Origin of the sequence: Clostridium cavendishii DSM 21758 (assembly GCF_900141845.1) — a bacterium.
Lineage (GTDB): Bacteria > Bacillota > Clostridia > Clostridiales > Clostridiaceae > Clostridium_AG > Clostridium_AG cavendishii.
In genome coordinates, this window is sequence record NZ_FQZB01000019.1 from 41,092 (window position 1) to 60,983 (window position 19,892).

Below are 19,892 nucleotides of genomic sequence, written 5' to 3' on the forward strand. Positions count from 1 at the left end.
TATTTAGTAAAATATATTGACTAAACTTAAATTTTTCTTGTTACTTAATAGTATACAATCATCCATTTGAGTATACAATATAATTCTTAAGTGTATTCAAGCTCTTATTCTAAAAACGTTATAAGAGAAGCCACAAATGTGACTTCCCTCTCCCTTTAGCAAATCATATAAATTATTAAATTTATGATTTATCTATATTATACCTTATTCTCTAATAAATAAACTATTCCAAATATTTATATTTTTAAAATATAAATATTTCTAAGTTATTAATAGCTTCATTAACCAATCCTTCACAATCTAAATTTTCCTCTGATTTTAATATTTCTTCTAATCTTGGTTTAGTTTTAGGATGTTTAGGTACAAATATTGTACAGCAATCTTCATATGGAAGTATTGAAGTCTCATAAGTATCTATTTCTCTTGATATGTCCATAATTTCTGTCTTATCCATAGCAATAAGTGGTCTAAATACTGGTCTATCTGCTACGTCTGTACTTACTATAAGACCTTCCATCGTTTGAGATGCTACCTGCCCTATACTTTCTCCTGTAGTTATTGATTGTATTCCCTTTTGTTCTGAAAGCTTACAAGCTACTCTCATCATAAATCTTCTCATTATTATTGTAAGTTCATCTTCTCTACACTTTTCCATGATATCCATTTGTATCTCAGTAAATGGAACTACATACAAGTTAACTTTTTCTGTATAATTAGATAATATCTTTGCTAAGTCTTTCACTTTATCCTTTGCCATTTCTGATGTATATGGATGACTATGATAATATACACAGTGTAGTTCAACACCTCTTCTAGCCATTAAATAACCGGCAACTGGAGAATCTATACCACCAGATAACATAAGCATTGTACTTCCATTCATACCATAAGGAAGCCCTCCAACACCTTTTATTTTGTCCTTATCTGTCCAAACATATGCGCTCTCTCTTATTTCTACAATAACGTTAATATCTGGTTTATGAACATCTACCTCTATTTTATCTAAATGCTGAAGCACATATGCTCCAACCTCTCTCGAAACTTCCATTGAATTTTTAGAAAATTTTTTATTTGCTCTATTTGTAGTTATTCTAAAAGTCTTTGCGTCACTTTCTTTAACTTTTCTAAGAGCCTCTTCTTTTATTTTATCTAAATCTCTATCTATTTCCGTAACTACCGAAACCTCACATACTCCGAATACTCTACGTATTCTTTCACAAGCTCCTTCTAAATCTTCAGTCTTTATAAACCACCTATTTTGGTCTGTTATAAATTTATATTCTATCCCTTTTAATTTTTTAGATATATTTGTTCTTAATTTTTGCTCAAATTTATTTCTATTTAAGCCCTTTAAAAATATTTCTGGTGCATATTTTACTAATATTAATCTTTTCATTTCTTCAATCTCCTTAAAAACTTTAATGAATTTTGTAACTCATTAATTACATAATCAACCTCTTCTAATGTATTAAAACTAGAAAAACTAAATCTAATAGCTCCTTCTATCTCCTTTTCCTTAAGTCCTATCGCATTTAAAACATGACTTCCCTTGTTAGAAAATATTTTTGATGAGCAAGCAGAACCAGTTGATACAAATATTCCATTTTCCTCTAATAGATGAAGCAAAACCTCTGATCTAACACCTAAAAATGATACATTTAATATAAATGAACTATGTTTATCATCTAGAGGTGAATTTATTTTTATATCCTCTATATTATTAAGCTTTTCTATAAAATATCTTTTAAGCTCTACTACTTTACCGTAATTTTCTTTTATCCTAGAATTAATAAGTTCACTAGCCCTAATCATACCTAAAATAGCCGGCAAATTCTCTGTTCCTGATCTTAAACCAGACTCTTGCCCTCCTCCAATTATAAGCGGATTAAAGCTTAATCCTTTTCTAACATAACAAACTCCTATCCCTTTAGGTCCATGTATCTTATGGGCTGAGACAGTAAAAAAATCTATATTACATTTTTTCACATCTATCTTAAACTTACCATAACTTTGTACCCCATCTACATGAAATTTTGCTCTATTACTTTTTATTTTTATAAGCTTTCCTATTTTCTCTAAATCTTGTATTGAACCTATTTCATTATTTACATGCATTATAGATATTAACACTGTGTCTTTTACTATAAGTTCTTCAAGCTCTTCTATATCTATAATTCCATCTTTATCTACATCTAAGTAACTAACCCTAATCCCCTGCTTTTCAAGCTCTCTATATGTATTAAGTACACTTGGATGTTCAAACCTTGTAGTAATAATATGATTTCCTGGCTTTACACTACCTCTTATTATCATATTATTACTTTCACTTCCTCCAGATGTAAAAAATATTTCATCTTTAGTAGCGTTAATTGTAGAAGCAAAAAGTTCCCTACTCTGCAAAAGCTTCTTATGGCACTTTAGCCCTAATGTATGCAATGATGATGGATTAGCATAATATTCATTCATTGAATTTGCTACTACCTCTATCACTTCAGCTAAAGGTTTTGTGGTAGCACTATTATCAAAGTAAATTTCCATTCTTATCACCTTCTTCATATACTTTTTATTACACCTATTACCTTATTTATAATATTTTAAAGTATTGATATAAATATAACTAATTTTATGGTTTCCTATACATTTTAAAATATATTACTAAATTTTAATTTCTTTATTTTATATAAATTATTTTAACTCTTTAAATTCTACACAAAATAAGTCCACTTTTCAATAAAAATATATTGTTCTTTGAAAATAGTTCTCATCAGCCAATAAATTCTCTAACTTGTTTAAACTTGTTTTTCAATTCATTATTGTGTAAAATTTTAACAGAAGGAGGTGTTTATTTTGTATTCAAAAGATTTTGAGGAAATAATAAAAGCGCAAGAAGAATTAGCAAAAAAAATTGCTAACTTTAGTATGAACAATCATATTATTACTAATGATAATATAGATTATTTAAATAAAGAAAATGAGGAACTTAAAATACAAAATAAAAAACTAATAAATAAAATTGAAACTTTGAATTTAGAATTAACTTCTCTAAAAACTTCAAGTACTATTAGACAATCTAATAGTATACTAGATAAATCCTTAGCTGATAATAAAACTCTTCTTAATTCTAAACAATGCCTAAAGGATTTAGAGCAAATTGAAACTTCTCTAAATCATAAAATCCAAAATTTAAAGACAGAACTCTATAAATACTCTAATAAATCTGTATATGAAATTGAGGATATTTTAAATTTAGCTACACAAAAATTAAATAACCTATCTACTGTTATTAATAAGAATTTAAACCTTGCTGAAAAACAAATAGATACAGAATACGAAAAACTTAACAATAAATATTCTAGTAATCTCCAAAGCAAAAATACTTATGAAACTTATCAGAACTATTCAAATAATAATGTAAAAGAATCTATATTAAATAAAACAGAATCCGATAAAGCTCTTAATAACCAAGCCACTTTAAAGTACAGCATCTATGATAATGATTTTAAATTATCTAAACCCGAAAATAATAATAATAATAATAATAATAATAATAATAATAATAATAAATTTGAATTTAAACTAGGCGCTAACGTTTTAAATTGGATAGGTGTACTACTTCTTTTATTAGCCCTAATAACCTTCGGTAAATATACCTATACAAACTTCTTATCAATAACTATGAAAGGTATATCTTTATTCATTATTTCAACAATAGTACTAATCCTAGGGGAGTTCATCGTTTCTAAAACAAATGAAAATTTTTCTCAAGGAATTATAAGTCTTGGTATAGCCGGACTTTACACCTCTGTCATTGTAAATACTATATTTCTTAGAACTATGAATTCAAAAATAGCACTTATTATAGCAATATTTATAACTATTATCTCAATATTCATAACAAATAAGCATAACTCCAAGGTAATAGCTATGCTTACACTAATAGGTGCTTATATTTGTCTTGTCCCTTATTCTACACTTGATATTAACTCTAGTTATGTAGTCTTTGCGTGTTATGTACTTTTAAATTTAGGTATAACTAGTACTAGTTTGTTTAATAAATCTAATGATAACACTTCTAAGATTTGTAAAACTACCGTTTATATATTAGGGTTACTCTCATACCTACTTATAACAAATTATATACCAAACTCTATAATATATATTTTCTCTATATTAACTACCGTGATTTTCAATATAATATATATTAGAGACTATCTTAGTTCTTTTGAATTTGATATATTAAATTTTGTAGTAGTTTTAGCCATTACTTTATTAACCTATTCACAATCAATATACTCTTTTAATTCTAATTCAATATTTTTTTCAATAGCTTATATCACTATTTACTTAATTTTAGGCATTCTAATAAAATACCTTTATAAAGCTAAAATTATTAAAATATCCTCTGATACTGCAGATGATAATTTAATAAATAAAAATAATATAATTGGAAATATATACTTTATACATTCTATATTTTTTTGTATTTTATTAACTTTAAACTTAAAAATAACAGCTGAAGCTTCTATAAATATAATCTCAATCTTTGCTCTTTTAGTTTTTATAACAGCAAAATTTTTAAAAGAAACTATTTTCCGATATACATCATATGTTATACTTGCTTTTTCAAATATTTTGTTTTTCCTATGTAATTTACAAACTACGCAGTTAAGAATAACCATTACACTTGTAGTAATTATATTTTTAATTATAGATTCTCTTAAAAATAACCAAGAAACCCTAGTTATAATATTTAAATATTATACACTTGCAGTTATCTTGTTAAATATATTTATCGAATTAATAAGTAGAGGTATCTATTACAAAACAACTATTATGATTATATTATATGTAGTATTCTTACTATATTTTATTATTAATAAGGTTAATATATTTAAGGATAAATTTATCCCAATATTTAATCCTTACTTTCCTTTAATTACAATTTTACCAACTACAATATTAACCTTTAATAACTTTAACACAGTTTCTGTAGCTCTTATAATTTTAAGTCTCTTAGCCACAATTATATTCTCAGATAGAAAAGCCTTCTACTGTCTTATATTCTTAACATATGTAGGTATTTTCGTATTTAATGATATAAATGTATTTGTATCTAGTGTATTCGTAATGCTACTAGCCTTATTATCTATAGTTATCGGCTTTAAACTTGATGAGGTTATTACTAGAAAATATGGTTTAATCTTGTCTCTAGTTGTATGTGCTAAATTATTCATATATGATGTTCAAGGAGTATCTACTATTACTAGAATTCTTTTATTCTTCGCACTAGGTTCTATAGCTCTTGGTATTTCCTATGTATATACCACATTAGAAAAGAAATATAAAAACTAAACAAGTGGAGGCATAGAATTTTCTTACGTACTTGATAAAATTTAAGTCGTTGAAAATTCTAGCCTCAACTTATAATTTTCTATTTACATTTCAATTCTATTTTTTCCGCTACTTTTAGCTTTATATAATAACTTATCAACTTTTATAATAAATTCATCTAGTTCCTCATTTGTATATTTAGAAAAACCTATACTAACTGTAATCTTCACTTCATTACCATCATCATTTTTAAGGCTTACCTCTTCAATAGTTCTTCTACAATCTTCTATTAAATTAAAAGCTTCAATTTCAGATTTATTTCTAATTACTAATATAAATTCTTCTCCACCAAATCTAATTAAAAAGTCGTTTTCTCCTATAATCCTTTTTATTTTATTACTTATAGTTTTAAGAATCTTATCACCAAATACATGTCCATAATTATCATTTATACTTTTAAAATTATCAACATCTATAACTGCCATATAAAATTCCTCTTTTGAATATATTAAACTTTTTAATAATGAATAACCATACCCCTTAGCATGCGCTTTAGTTAGATAATCTACCTTTACCATTTCCTCTAGTCTTTCTTCGCTTAACTTTCTCTTCCTCATTTCCGAAAATAACCTTTTTAAAACCAAACTTAAGGTTATCAAAAATACTATTAAAACTATTATGAAAAGATTTTTAAATGTATCTTTAAGTTCTATCTCTTTCTTCTCTTTATTTATTTCATTTATTTTTTGTGAATTTGAACTATTATTTATATCCATTGCCATACTGATAAGATTTTTTATATTTTGATTAGTTTCTTTTTCACTCATACTGTTCATGTATTGTTTATAATAATTAATATTTGCTTCTCTATTATTTTTTTCATTTAACTTTATTATTTTCTGACATAAATCAGCTACATATACCCTCTCTTTATTATCTATATATAATTTAATTGCATTATTATAATATAATATAGAATTATCAAAATCATTTATCTTATCATAGTATTCACCATAAAATTCATATATGCTAGCAAGATATTTTTTATTATTATTCTTTATAAAAAAACTTTCACCTGTCTTTAATTCTTCTAAAACATTATTAGTTTCATTAGAATTTAACTTAGCCTCAATTATATCTATTATGATCCAATTGACTATGTCCGTTCCATTCTCTTTATCATATAAACTAGCATTTCTATATAGTTTATCTGCATATTCTTTTTGTTTTTGTATATTTTTTTTCATAGTATAATATTTAAGTTTTGCTGTAGATACCTTTAATCTAGTATATACATCTAATTTTTCTTCATCATATTTATTTAATTTATCTAAATATTCATCTGCTTTACTTATTACATTGTTATCTGAAAATATCTGCAAAAAATTATACGATATCATTATGTCTACGTCATCATCAGTATAATCTAATATAGCTTTTACATGTCCTGAATCATCGTTTAACAGCTCTATAGATTTATACAAAATAGACAATGCTTCCTTATAATTTTTATAATCCAAAAAATCATTAACCATATTTTTATACATAGAAAACAAAAAAGGTTTCCCATATTCACTACCTTTGTATTTTTCTTCTGCAAGCAAATAAAATTCTTTTTGTTTGTATAAATCATCTTTTACTACATAACAATAATAAAGCATTTCACAAATTAAACCTTTATCCAAATCATTATTACTTTTAGCTAATTGCTTATTTAAAATCTCAATTTCCTTATCAGTGTCCTTTATTATAAATTTTTTTTGACTTTTTTTATATTCTGACTGCTTTTTATAAATCTTTTTTTCATCTTCTATCTTATTATAATATGTTACTTTGCTTATATTTTTAAAGAAAAAACTTATTACTAGTAAAATAATCAAGACACCTGTAAAGGATATCAGAAACAAAAACTTTTTGCTACTTAGCTTTTTCATGTGTAACTTGTCCTCCATATTAATAAAAATAAATATTATTTCACATCCTTTTTATTATACTATTAATTTTAATGTAAATAAATATTCAACTCGAATTGTTTTCTATCCATTTGTTTCCTAGTAAATAAAAGTATTATTATGTCGAAAAATAAGTTTGAAATACTACCCTCTTAATTCATAAATTTAAATATAAAAAATAAGATTGTTATAAAAATTATAACAATCTTTGCTTAAAGTACTTTATATTATATTTTTAATAAACACTTCTACTATCTCAGGATCAAATTGAGTTCCTGAACATCTCCTTAATTCCTTCATAGAATCTTCCTTGGAAATAGCCTTTTTATAAACTCTATCATTTGTCATAGCATCATAAGAATCTATTATTGAAATAATTCTAGAATTTATAGGTATTTGATTACCAGAAAGACCAAGAGGATATCCCTTTCCATCCCACCTTTCATGATGTGTTAGTATTTGATTTGCTATATAAGCTAAATCTTGAGATGCTTGAGCTATTCTAAAACCTATTTCAGTATGAGTTTTCATAATTTCCATCTCTTCATATGTTAATTTACCTGGTTTATTAAGTATAGTTTCTGGAATTCCTATTTTACCTATATCATGAAGAGATGCAAGTAAAGCTAGCTCATCTAACTGAGCAGTTGTAAAATTGTAATATTCACCCATGGTTATAGCATTTTCTACAAGTCTCATAGTATGCTTTTCAGTTTCTTCACTTTTTTCAGCTAAAGTCATTTGAAGTGAATCTATAAGTGATCCCCTAACACTTTTACTATGAACTAACTTTTGTCTATATACCTTATCTTCCGCTTCTTTAAGCATATCATTAATTGATTTATCTAAATTATATCTAGATGAAGTTCCAAGTGAAATACTTAGCGGTATTGGTTTATAGTTATAATTTTTACATGCTTTAAATATTTTCTTACAAATATTATTAGCTTCTGCTTCATCTATATTAGGAAGTAAAATAGCAACTTCATCTCCACCCCATCTAAATATACTAGTATTACCATTAAATATTGCCTTAATAGTAGAAGCTATTGTTTTAAGATATTCATCTCCTTCTAAATGCCCTAAAGTATCATTAACTATTTTAAGACCGTTAACATCTCCCATAATTATACTAAGTGGCAAATACTGCTCTTGATTTAACCTTACTGCTTCTTTTTCAAAATAAGCTCGATTATAAAGCCCTGTAAGAGTATCAATGCAGCTGAGTTTTATAAGCTCTTCTTCCATCTTCATTTTATTTGTAACATCTCTAGATACTCCTACTATTCCCCATGCCTCGCCTTCTTCATTAACAATTGGCACCTTTATACTTTCCATATATCTAATATCACCAGAAGAAGTTAAAAATTTAGCTTTAGTAAAAACTTCTACCTTATTTTTTATAATATCCTTATCCTTTTCCATAAAGGCTAACGCCTGCTCTTTATTTTCATGTAATTCCACATCGTTTTTCCCTATAATATCTGTAATTCCCCTATCTAAAAAAGTCTTTTTAAAACTTAAATTTCCACCTAAATATCTACTCTCTGTATCTTTGTAGAAAATAACATCTGGTATAGTATTAATAATAGTGTCTAAAATGCCTTTTTGCTTGATTATTTCATCTTGATATTTTTTTTCTATAGTTATATCTCTTAACGTTCCTAAAATAAACTTTACTTCACCATTCTCATCTATTATGGGGATTCTTTCAATTTCTAAGACCGCATTCTTAAATTTTCTTATTTTTTTCAGAGGTTTTTTATTTTTTATTACTTCTAAATCCTCCAAATAATGTACATTGGCTATATCGCTTGGAAAAATATTATGGACTGTTTTATCTATAAGATTATTTTTTCTAACCTTAAAAAAACTTAATAAACTTTTATTAGCAATTAAAAATCTGCCCTCCACATCTTTTAACCATACTGAAAATGATAAATTATCTAATATTATTTGTATCAGTTTTTCCACTTACAAATCCTCCCTTTAGCCTCGTACTATAATTACATTACAAATAACTATTATCCTTCTTGTATTTTACAGTTTTATACAAAATGTAAAATCATATTTTTATTAATACTATTTTAAAAGTTGTTCCCTTACCAACCTCACTAATAACCTCTATAAACCCATTATGTGCCTCTATAATAGATTTGCTTAAAGATAAGCCTATCCCTACTGAATCTCCCCCACTAGCTTTATAAAATCGTTTAAATATATTAGGTAAATCTTTCTCACTTATTCCTTCTCCATTATCACTTATAATTATTTTAAAACTAACAGGTGTTTCCTCAGTACTGATACTTATCTCACCATCTTTAGAATGTTCTATACCATTTTTAATTATGTTTATTATTGCCTCACTTAACCATTCATTATCATACCTATATTTAAGTTCACTATCTGAACATTCAAGTTTTAATTTAACATTACTTTTTTTAGCCATATTAGATAAAATATCTATACTCTCACCTATGGTTTCCTTCACATTATTTTCTTTAATATTAAACTTTATGGCTCCTGCATCTAGTTTAGCTAACTTTAAAAGGCTCTTTATTAACCATTCCATTCTATTCAATTGCAATCTACTATTTTCTACAAATTTTATTCTATTTTCATTCGTTAAATTTTGTTTGTTTAAAATATCGTTAAATATTATTAGTGATGCTAATGGAGTTTTTAATTGATGTGATATATCAGAAAGTAAATTAACTAAGAATTCTTTTTCTTTGTTTAAATCCCTTATTTGATTTTGTATTATAGTCCTCATTTCTTTAAAGCGATGAGCTAATTTTGCAAAGTCACCTTCAGAATTTTCATATATTGCTATATTGTAATCCCCTTCAAGCATAGACTCCGATGCCTTAGCAAGGCTTCTTATCCTTATAAATATCCCCTCCAATTCTATATATTTAACAATTAATAAGATAGTAGTAAATATAAATACTATTACAGCAAAATCTCTGATTATTCCATAAAACACAGAACTTAAACCATGTATATGTTTAACCTCTAAACTTTCAGAATATCCATATTCTTTTAAAACTGCTCTACCTATATTTAAAGCCTCATTGTTTGGATCTTTAAAACTAAGCTTTACAAGCTCTGATTTCAATTCAGGTTTATCAATAATTATACTACCTATTAATCCCGCCTTATTTTCAATATAATTTTTCTCTAAAGATTTAAAGTTATATATAAGTGATAAATTCAATGCTAAAAAAAATATTATCTGTATAAAAATTAATTTTAAAAAACTTTTTTTTACTTCTGGATTATTAAAGGTCCTCAAATACATTTCTCTTGCTTTAACCATAATACATACCTCTCTTTAATACTGTTATAGTTTTTGTACTGGTATAGCCCAACTATAGCCAAGCCCTCTTTTAGTTGTTATATATTTAGGATTTGATGTATCTTCCTCTAATTTTTCCCTAAGTCTCTTAACATAAACTGATAATGTATTCTCGTCTACGTAAGCTCCTTCCCCTTCAAAAATCTCATTTAACAAACGTTCCTTAGATAATACTTCAGTTGCATTATTCATAAAAATTAATAAAAGTTTATACTCTTGAGCTGTTAAACTTATCCTTTTATTATTTATGTTAATCTCCGCAGTAGCTGTGTTTATTTCAACATCTCCACTCTTTACTAAATTACTATCAGAAACACTTTTCTTCGACCTCCTAAGTACTGCTCTTATTCTAGATAAAAGTTCTTTTACCCTAAAAGGCTTAGTTATATAATCATCTCCACCCATATCAAGTCCAAGTACTATATTAACCTCTTCATCCAAAGCAGTTAAAAATATTACCGGAACCTCACTCTTACCTTTTATATATTTACAAACATCATAACCATTTCCATCAGGCAAATTTATATCTAAAAGAACTAAATCAAAATTTTGCCCATCAAAGCACCTCTTAGCACCTTCACAGGTTCCCTCTCTAAAAACCTCATATCCTTCATCAACTAATGAATATTCTATACCTAATGCTAATGCTTCATCATCTTCTATTAATAAAATCTTGCTCATAGTCCCTCCAATTTAAAAGATTTCTATTCTATTATATCAAAATTTAAAGAGAATAAATATTATTTATTATGTAAATTATATAGAAATGTGGAGTTATATAAATTTAATATTAACTTATTTTATGTTTAATATAAATATAAATGTAAATTTAAAATTGTAACATATATAATGTAAAATACCTGAGATTTATATTAAACTAATAAAAATATTAATATATTTAAAGGAGATTTTTTTATGAAACATATAATACCAAACATAGCGGTTAGAGATTGTAGCGCCGCCCTTGATTATTATAAGAATATTTTTTGTGCTGAAATAAAAAACATTCAATTTGGTGATAATAATCCTAATTTTAAGGGCCTTGAAGGTAAGATTGTTCATTCTGAACTTCATATAAATAATCATTGCATAATGTACTTTATAGATATGCTTACCGAAAATACAACAGGACCTAATCCTTCTGTGATTCTTGAACTTGAAAGTGAAGATGAACTTAATAGAATTTATAATGAACTAAGAGAAGATGCTACTATATTTTTTGAGCTTCAAAAAAACTTTTTAGGTGATTTTCATGCAGTACTTCGCGATAAATTTGGCGCACTTTGGGCTTTAAATTATTCTGAACACTGTTGTAAAAATAACCATTCATAAATATATAAAAAGAGATTATCGAAAAATTCGATAATCTCTTTTATATATAAATTATTTAACACTTTCAAGTTTTTTATAAATAAACTCCTTAAGAAAATAAGATCCTAATACTATAACTACTATTATAGTTGTTAATATTATAAGCATTTCTCTATTTCCTTCTGCTATATTTGCTCCGTAGTAACATGATAATATAACAGCTGGAAGTCTACCTATTGTTGAATATATTAAGAACTCTTTAATTTCTATTTTAGATAAACCACATACAAGTATAGATCCATCCTTTGGTATACCTGGTATTATATAAAGAAGAAATACTATAAGATTTATGTTATCTGATTGTAGTAATTTATTAAAATAATCTACAGCCTTTTTAGGTAAAAATCTATTAACTAATCCATGCCCATATTTTTTAGTAGCTATAAACAGCATAGCTCCACCTATGTCCATACCAACTATACAAAGTATACTTCCAAGAAAAGTTCCATAAGCATATCCTGCTGTAGTTTGAAAAACCTCTCCTGGTACAAAAAATATTATAACCTGACAAATTTGAAAAACTAAAACCATAACCATGCCCCAAATCCCCTTACTTAAAAGGAATTCTTTGAGCTCATTTTTATTCTCCATAAGCATTTTCAAATGTTCTATATTTTGTCTAACTAAGTAAGTTATTATTACAGTGGCAATTATACTAAATACTGTAATTATTTTCATTTTATTTTTATTTATAAAGATAAACGCTTCATTAACTTTTATATTTTCAAAAAATTTATTTATACTTGTCGATATACTATAATTTTTATTTTGCCCCATTACATCACCCTTCTACTAATCTTTGCCACAATTCTAATTGTATCAAAAACTTCTTAAATTTATCCTAGTAGAATTCTTAAATTTTCCTTAATTAATTTGACATATTTTCTTAATTATTTAGTCATTAATTCATTATATAAAATATGAATCATTTATTCAATAAAAATTTTAAAAAACTATTTGACTTTTATTATTTAATTTAATAATTTCTCCATCCACATCATATACAGCCTTTAAATTTCCAGAAGTTATAACATCAATTGCCTCTCCAAAATCATAAATACAACCATTTTTCATAAGTATTACATTATCAGCATAATCTAATGTAAAATTTAAATCATGAAGAACACTTATTATAGTTTTTCCATTCTTCTTTAATTCTTGAAGTTCTTTCAATACAATAATTTGATATTTTATGTCCAAATGTGAAATAGGTTCATCAAGTATTATACAACTTGCATCTTGTGCAATAGCCCTAGCTAATATAACCCTTTGCCTCTCCCCTCCACTAATTTCTGTTACTAATTTATCCTTAAGATTATAAACCTCTAATTTTTTCATAGCTTCATAGGCGGAAGCTATCTGCTCTTTACTTTCATTTTGAAAAACTCTAAGCCTATGACTATTTCCCATCATAACCACATCTAAGCAAGTAAATTCAAGTTCAATATATGTATTTTGAGGTACATAACTTATTTTACTAGCCATATACTTTGCATCTAATGCACTTATATTTTTACCTTCAAGTAATATCTCACCCAATGTAGGCTCTAGTGCTTTTATAATATTTTTTAAAAGTGTACTCTTTCCACTACCATTAGGTCCAACTATAGCATAAAACTTTCCTTTATTAAAATTTATATTTATGTTTTGTAAAATTTTATTATGTTTGTGTCCATAATTGAGATTCCTAATATCTATAAATCCCATAGTTCCTCCCTAATATTTACTTATACTATATTTATTAATAACCACTAATATGTTAAGATTTTTTCTTTTTCCACAATAAATATATAAAATAAGGCGCTCCAAAAAGACTTGTTACAGCTCCAACTGGAAGTTCTGTAGGTGGCATAATACCTCTCGCTATAGTATCACAAATTATTAGAAATAATGCGCCAATTACAGCTGAAAATGGTATTACTTCCCTATGATTAGCACCTACAATAATTCTTGCTATATGCGGAACTATAAGTCCAACAAAACCTATTATCCCACTTACTGAGACTATTACAGCTATCATTATAGAACTTAATATTATAAGTCTTTTCTTTATTTTCTCTGCATCTACACCTAATGTATAGCTTGCTTCATCTCCCATTGATATTATATTTAATGCCCTATAATTATAATAATATATACCTACTATAACTATAATAATTGGTGCTACTATCATTATTTCTTTATATGATGCCGTATTAAAACTACCCATAGTCCAATAAATTATCCTTTCCATAGCCTCTCTTTTAAGTATCATTGAAATTGATATTAATGAAGACATAAGAAAATTTAGTGCTATACCTGCTAATAACAATGTAGTTGTAGGAATCTTATTACCAACTCTTGCAATATTATAAACAATAAAAATAGTTAAGATTGCACCTACAAAAGCAAATCCACTAGTAAATATATCACCTCTTGCATCAAACCTAAATATTATTGAAATAGTTGCTCCAAGTGCTGCTCCAGATGATATTCCAAGAACATATGGGTCTGCCATAGGATTCTTAAAAATCCCTTGAAATGTTGCTCCAGTAACCGAAAGCCCTAGTCCCACAAATCCAGCTAAAATTATCCTTGGAAGCCTTATATCAAATATTATTTTTTCATATACAGAATCATAATTCAATGAAAATATTTTTGCTCCTATTAATTTAAAAACATCTATTGATGATATATTTGCTGCACCAACAGTTATTGAAAATACTGAAACTACTAATATACTTATTAGTAATAAAATAAAAAACTTTTTTTTCTTCATATATTTCTCCTAATTAATAATCATTAACAAAGCAGCACTCCCTTGTTAATAATTACTAAACACTCCTTATGTTTAAACATATTATAAGAGATAATAGGCTACTTTACCAGTCTATTATCTCTTATTTATATCCTTTGACTCTAAAAAATAGTAGATTGAGTATACATATAAACTTTTCAAACTATTTTTTTACTAAATCTTATTTAAATGCTTCTGGATGAAGTATTTTTGCTAATGCTTCTAAACCATCCGCTTGTCTTGGACCTTGTCTAGATAACATGTTGTCATCTATTTCAGCTACTTTACCAGCCTTTACTGCAGATAAATCTTTATATTTATCTGCTGACATTAAGTTTTTCTTAGTATCAAATTTATCTGATACTACTATCATATCAGGATTATTTTCAACTATTTTTTCGAATGAATAATTCCATCCTTTAACATCTTTTGCTATATTGTCTCCACCAGCTTTTTCTATAATTTTCCCTATGAAGGTATCTCCTCCTGCTGTAAAGTCTTGTTTACCAAAACCAACCACATAGTACATTTTGACTTTATTTGAATTCTTAACCTTAGCTTCAACATCTGAAACTTTTTTCTTCATATCGTTAACTATTTTTTCGCCCTTGTCTTTAGCATCTACTAGTGTAGCAATATCAGTTATATTTTTGTATGCTCCATCAAAGTCCTCAGCTCCATAAAGAACTGCTACCTTAATTCCTAAATCTTCAATCTTTTTAACTGTTTCTTTAGGAAAATGTGCTCCTGCTATAAGTAAGTCTGGTTTAAGCGTTGTTATTTTTTCAATATTTGGTTCAGTTATTTTACCAACTGATTCTACTTTTAAAGCTTCTTTTGGATAATCATCAAAGTCGCTTCTTCCAACTAAAGTCTTTTCTTTACCTAAAGCAAATAATGTTTCAGTAGCTCCTGGTGATACACTTATTATTCTTTCTGGTGCCTTTTCAAGAGAAACTTCTCTATTATAAGAATCTGTAATTTTTATTCCTTTTTTTGCCTCTGTTTTATCTTCTTTTTTTGTACATGCCATTAAAGTAAATGTAAATAAAATTGCTATAAGAATTAATGACAATCTTTTAGTTTTTTTCATAACTAAATCATCCTTTCATTTTTTTACTTTATATCTTAAAACTACATAATGTAGATTCTAATATCTTATTTTTTCATATGTTTTGTCTAAAAAATTACTTACAACATCTAAATTATTATAAAAATGAATGTGTAAATAACTTGCTAATACATTTCCTTTTGAATATCCACCATTCCAAGATTTTATCTCTTCTCCTTGAAGATTTTCTTTTTTCATATAGTAAACACTTTTTTCATTTGATATAAACTTTGAGTGATGAAACTCATGACCTAAAATTCTATTATCTTTTTTAGCTATAAGATTATCTTCTTTAGCTATGCCTACACAATATCCAAAGCTTTGTAAGTTTTTTGTCATTTTACTTTTACCTGCTAAAACTTTAGTCATTTCATATATATTTCCATTTAAATCTTCTATGGCTTCTCCTAGATACATAAGTCCACCGCATTCAGCATATATAGGCATTCCTTGTTCGTAAGCTTTTTTTATAGATTCTCTCATGCTTATATTTTTTTCTAAGTCATTTGCGAAAACCTCTGGATAACCTCCACCTATGTAAAGTGCATCACAGTTTGGAATCTGGCTATCTTTTAAAGGACTGAACTTAACTACATTAACACCTAATTCCTCAAGTAAATCTATATTATCTTCATAATAGAAGTTAAAAGCTTTATCATAAGCTACTCCTAAAGTTATTCCTTCATAACTTTTAAGATTAACTTCAAAAGTTGATTTTAATTCTTCACTTTCTGAAATTTTAACAACTTCATCTATATCTATGTATTTTTCTAATTCATTTGCTAAACTATCTAATTTACTATCCAGATCTTGCATCTCTAAAGCTTGAATTAATCCCAAATGCCTACTTTCTATTGAAAAATCAAGATTTTTGGGCATATAGCCAAGTACCTTAACTCCAGTATATTTTTCTACTGATTCCTTAATTAAATTAAAGTGAGATTCTGATGAAAGCTTATTAACAATTACGCCTTTAAGATTTACATCTTCATCTATACTTTTATATCCAAGTACTAGAGCTGCAGCTGAAGAACTCATATTACTGCCATCTATAACAAGAATTACAGGTGCTTTAAGTAACTTAGACATATAAGATGTACTATGACTATCTATATCTGTACCATATCCATCATAAAGCCCCATAACCCCTTCAACTATTGAAATATCTGAATTTTTACTGTTTTTGTTAAATAAATATTTTATCTTCTCTTCCGTTAACATATATGAATCAAGATTTCTAGACTTTCTATTAGCTGCAAAACTATGATAAGCAGTATCTATATAATCAGGTCCAATCTTAAATGGTTGAACTTTTAAATTTCTATTTTTAATAGCTCTCATAAGTCCTATAGAAAGTGTTGTTTTTCCAACACCACTACTTGTTCCCGCTATTACTACCTTTTTCATAAAATTAATCTCCTTTTCAGCTCAAAGTGGCAAATCCTAATATGAAAATTATTTTATTTAATTTTTTAAGCTTCTACATTTAAGCTCTAAATTACTAAATCAAACCTCTCAACTTTTTACAAATATACTATTACTCCAATTAATAACATTAAAATAGTTGAACCATAAAGTAACTTTATGGAAGATAGAATATGTTTAAAATTTACCTTTTCTATTTCATCTCCAATATAAGGTTTTTCAACTATCTTTCCAAAATAGTAATTTGGTCCACCCAGTCTTATATTTAAAGCTCCAGCTCCAGCAGCTTCTGGATGTGCTGAGTTTGGACTTTTATGCTTTAACCTATCTCTAAAAAATACCTTAAAAGAATTTCTAAAGTTAAATCCCAATAATAATGAAGCTACACTTATTAATAAACCTGATAATCTTGCTGGTATAAAATTAACTAAATCATCTAACTTCGCTGAGAAAAATCCTAAGTCTTCATACTTTTCGTTCTTATATCCAACCATTGAATCTAATGTATTTATAGCCTTATAAACTAACGCTAAAGGTGCTCCAAATATAAAAATAAAAAACATAGGTGCTATTATTCCATCGGATACATTTTCTAATATAGTTTCTACTGTAGCCCTTGTTATTCCCTCTTCATCTAAACTTTTAGTATCCCTAGATACAAGATAGGAAACTCTTTCTCTAGCTAAATCTACATCCTCATCCTTTAACGCCTTATATACCTTATAGCCTTCATTTGCTAAACAACGAGGCGCTATTGAAGTCCATAAAATTATTACATTTAAAAAGTGATATAAATAAATGTTAATACTAAAAGCTAGCTTTAATAAAAAATACACTATAAAAAAAGTTGCTAAGACAGTAGTTATCCCTAATAATGGTCCATAAAAATATCTAAGTGCTTTCTTACTTCTTTCTTTTTTTCTTATTTGTTTTTCAAAAAATCTTATAAATTTACCTATAAATCTTACTGGATGAGGAAAATTATAAGGATCTCCTAAAATACAATCTAATAAGAATGCAAGTAAAATATCTATTATATAAATAGAATACATTAAACGCCTTCCTCCATTATCTTATGTATTTTTTCCATATCTAAAGATTCTCTTACTATATCTGCAAGCTTATGGTATTCTTCATTTTTATGCTCTAAATAATTTATAATCTCTGTTTCTAATGGAATATTAAACTTTTCTCTTATCATATTTAGATATCTTAAAGTAAATTCTCCATTATCAAAGATTCCATGATAATAAGTTCCTATTATTCTTCCCTCACTATCTACATTACCATCTATATTAGCTTCCTCCTTGTCTTGACTAATGAAATGTCTACTATTCTTATTTACCTTAGTTCTTCCCATATGGATTTCATAGCCTGTAACTTCAGTATTAAAAAGGCTTTCTCTTCCCTTAGAAATAACTGTTTCTTTTTCATTAATAAATTCTGTTTCAATATCTAAAAGACCTAACCCTGCATCTTCTTTTAAACTAGTTTCAACTCCAGCTTTATCTATTATTGTTTTACCTAGTATTTGATATCCTCCACAGATTCCAAATACGAACTTTCCACCTTTAGCTGCCTTTTTGATTTTCTCATCCATACCACTTTCTTTTAAAGCCTTTAAATCTCCTAAAGTGCTTTTACTTCCTGGTAGAATTATTAAATGATAATCTTCTAAACTTTCATTAAGGTCAATAAAGCTTAAACTTACACCTTTATTTAAAGCTAGAGAATTAAAATCAGTAAAGTTAGACATATAAGGAAGCTTTATAACTCCTACCTTTAAAGCTCCTTCTTTAGTAAATTTATTAAAATCTACAACGCTATCTTCATCCTCAAGTTCAAGATTAAAATAAGGTACAACCCCCAAAACTGGTATTCCAGTTAAATCTTCAATTTGTTTAAGACCTGGCTCTAAAAGTTCAATACTTCCTCTAAACTTATTTATAATAAAACCTTTTATAAGTTTTCTCTCATCTTCTGGCAAAAGCATTACCGTTCCATAAAGTGATGCAAAAACTCCACCTTTATCTATATCTCCAACTAAGATTACTGGACTTTTAGCTATTTTTGCCATTCCCATATTTACAAACTCATCACTTAAGTTTATTTCAGCAGGACTTCCAGCACCTTCAATTACTATTACTTCACTTTCCTTTTCAATATCTCTATAAACACCTTCAACAGTTGACTTTAATTCTTTCTTAATATCAAAGTAATTTACTGCATCTAATGTATTCCAAACCTTTCCTAGAAGTACAATCTGAGAAGCTCTATCTGAAGTAGGCTTAAGTAATATTGGATTCATTTTAGCCGAAGGAGCTACTCCAGCAGCTTCCGCCTGCATTACTTGAGCTCTCCCCATCTCTTCCCCTTCTGGAGTTACTCCTGAGTTTAAAGACATGTTTTGAGACTTAAAAGGTGTAACTTTTAAACCTTTTTCAGCAAATATCTTACATAAAGCAACGCATAATATACTTTTCCCAACAGTTGAGCCTGTTCCTTGTAGCATTATACTTTTAGCTTTCATCTAAATCTCACCTCTTCCCGTTATTCGTTATTATCCAG

15 protein-coding genes are annotated in these 19,892 nt (G+C 26.9%); 2 read left to right on the top strand and 13 right to left on the bottom strand.

Going from position 1 to position 19,892, the window contains the following annotated elements:
• Positions 1 to 244: 244 nt before the first annotated feature.
• Both thiI and BUB01_RS19515 read right to left on the bottom strand, forming a co-directional pair.
• Positions 245 to 1,396, bottom strand: a complete 1,152-nt coding sequence (gene thiI, locus BUB01_RS19510; RefSeq protein ID WP_072992275.1) for a tRNA uracil 4-sulfurtransferase ThiI — start codon at positions 1,394 to 1,396, stop codon at positions 245 to 247.
• On the bottom strand, positions 1,393 to 2,538 hold the full coding sequence (locus BUB01_RS19515) for a cysteine desulfurase family protein (RefSeq protein WP_072992278.1): 1,146 nt from the start codon (positions 2,536 to 2,538) through the stop codon (positions 1,393 to 1,395). The genes thiI and BUB01_RS19515 overlap by 4 nt, the downstream gene beginning before the upstream one ends.
• 309 nt (positions 2,539 to 2,847) lie before the next feature.
• On the opposite strand from BUB01_RS19515, the gene BUB01_RS19520 reads away from it, so the two are divergent.
• A complete protein-coding gene (locus BUB01_RS19520) occupies positions 2,848 to 5,352 on the top strand; it encodes a DUF2339 domain-containing protein (RefSeq protein ID WP_072992281.1) in 2,505 nt (834 codons plus the stop codon).
• An 83-nt stretch (positions 5,353 to 5,435) separates the two neighbouring features.
• Here BUB01_RS19520 and BUB01_RS19525 read toward each other — a convergent pair whose 3' ends face one another.
• The 4 genes from BUB01_RS19525 to BUB01_RS19540 form a co-directional block, all read right to left on the bottom strand.
• Complete coding sequence (locus tag BUB01_RS19525; protein ID WP_072992284.1) at positions 5,436 to 7,265, bottom strand: GGDEF domain-containing protein; 1,830 nt, start codon at positions 7,263 to 7,265, stop codon at positions 5,436 to 5,438.
• A gap of 240 nt (positions 7,266 to 7,505) precedes the next feature.
• Positions 7,506 to 9,257: a sensor domain-containing diguanylate cyclase/phosphohydrolase gene (locus tag BUB01_RS19530; protein WP_072992286.1), complete on the bottom strand. Its 1,752-nt coding sequence runs from the start codon at positions 9,255 to 9,257 to the stop codon at positions 7,506 to 7,508.
• 91 nt (positions 9,258 to 9,348) lie between these two features.
• Positions 9,349 to 10,602 carry a HAMP domain-containing sensor histidine kinase gene (locus BUB01_RS19535; RefSeq protein WP_084109058.1) on the bottom strand — a complete coding sequence of 418 codons (1,254 nt, stop codon included), beginning with the start codon at positions 10,600 to 10,602 and terminating at the stop codon, positions 9,349 to 9,351.
• A gap of 24 nt (positions 10,603 to 10,626) precedes the next feature.
• Positions 10,627 to 11,322: a response regulator transcription factor gene (locus BUB01_RS19540; RefSeq protein ID WP_072992289.1), complete on the bottom strand. Its 696-nt coding sequence runs from the start codon at positions 11,320 to 11,322 to the stop codon at positions 10,627 to 10,629.
• Between the two features lie 234 nt (positions 11,323 to 11,556).
• Between BUB01_RS19540 and BUB01_RS19545 the strand changes: the two genes are divergently transcribed.
• Entirely contained in the window at positions 11,557 to 11,973 is a 417-nt protein-coding gene (locus BUB01_RS19545; protein WP_072992291.1) for a VOC family protein, read from the top strand.
• Between the two features lie 51 nt (positions 11,974 to 12,024).
• Here the strand turns inward: BUB01_RS19545 and BUB01_RS19550 are convergent, their stop codons facing one another.
• The 7 genes from BUB01_RS19550 to BUB01_RS19580 all read right to left on the bottom strand — a co-directional run bounded on the left by BUB01_RS19550 (position 12,025) and on the right by BUB01_RS19580 (position 19,854).
• Positions 12,025 to 12,789 carry a TVP38/TMEM64 family protein gene (locus tag BUB01_RS19550; protein ID WP_084109061.1) on the bottom strand — a complete coding sequence of 255 codons (765 nt, stop codon included), beginning with the start codon at positions 12,787 to 12,789 and terminating at the stop codon, positions 12,025 to 12,027.
• A 168-nt stretch (positions 12,790 to 12,957) separates the two neighbouring features.
• Positions 12,958 to 13,719, bottom strand: a complete 762-nt coding sequence (locus BUB01_RS19555; RefSeq protein ID WP_072992294.1) for an ABC transporter ATP-binding protein — start codon at positions 13,717 to 13,719, stop codon at positions 12,958 to 12,960.
• Between the two features lie 52 nt (positions 13,720 to 13,771).
• Positions 13,772 to 14,770 (bottom strand): FecCD family ABC transporter permease, encoded by a 999-nt coding sequence (locus tag BUB01_RS19560; RefSeq protein WP_072992297.1) that lies wholly within the window; start codon positions 14,768 to 14,770, stop codon positions 13,772 to 13,774.
• A 199-nt stretch (positions 14,771 to 14,969) separates the two neighbouring features.
• The gene (locus BUB01_RS19565) at positions 14,970 to 15,881 is read right to left on the bottom strand and encodes an ABC transporter substrate-binding protein (protein WP_072992301.1); all 912 of its coding nucleotides are present in this window, start codon (positions 15,879 to 15,881) and stop codon (positions 14,970 to 14,972) included.
• 57 nt (positions 15,882 to 15,938) lie between these two features.
• A complete protein-coding gene (locus BUB01_RS19570) occupies positions 15,939 to 17,306 on the bottom strand; it encodes a cobyrinic acid a,c-diamide synthase CobB (RefSeq protein WP_072992304.1) in 1,368 nt (455 codons plus the stop codon).
• 116 nt (positions 17,307 to 17,422) lie between these two features.
• Positions 17,423 to 18,376, bottom strand: coding sequence for an adenosylcobinamide-phosphate synthase CbiB (gene cbiB / locus BUB01_RS19575; RefSeq protein WP_072992307.1), 954 nt, complete (start codon positions 18,374 to 18,376; stop codon positions 17,423 to 17,425).
• Complete coding sequence (locus tag BUB01_RS19580) at positions 18,376 to 19,854, bottom strand: cobyric acid synthase (protein WP_072992311.1); 1,479 nt, start codon at positions 19,852 to 19,854, stop codon at positions 18,376 to 18,378. The genes cbiB and BUB01_RS19580 overlap by 1 nt, the downstream gene beginning before the upstream one ends.
• Positions 19,855 to 19,892 lie beyond the last annotated feature (38 nt).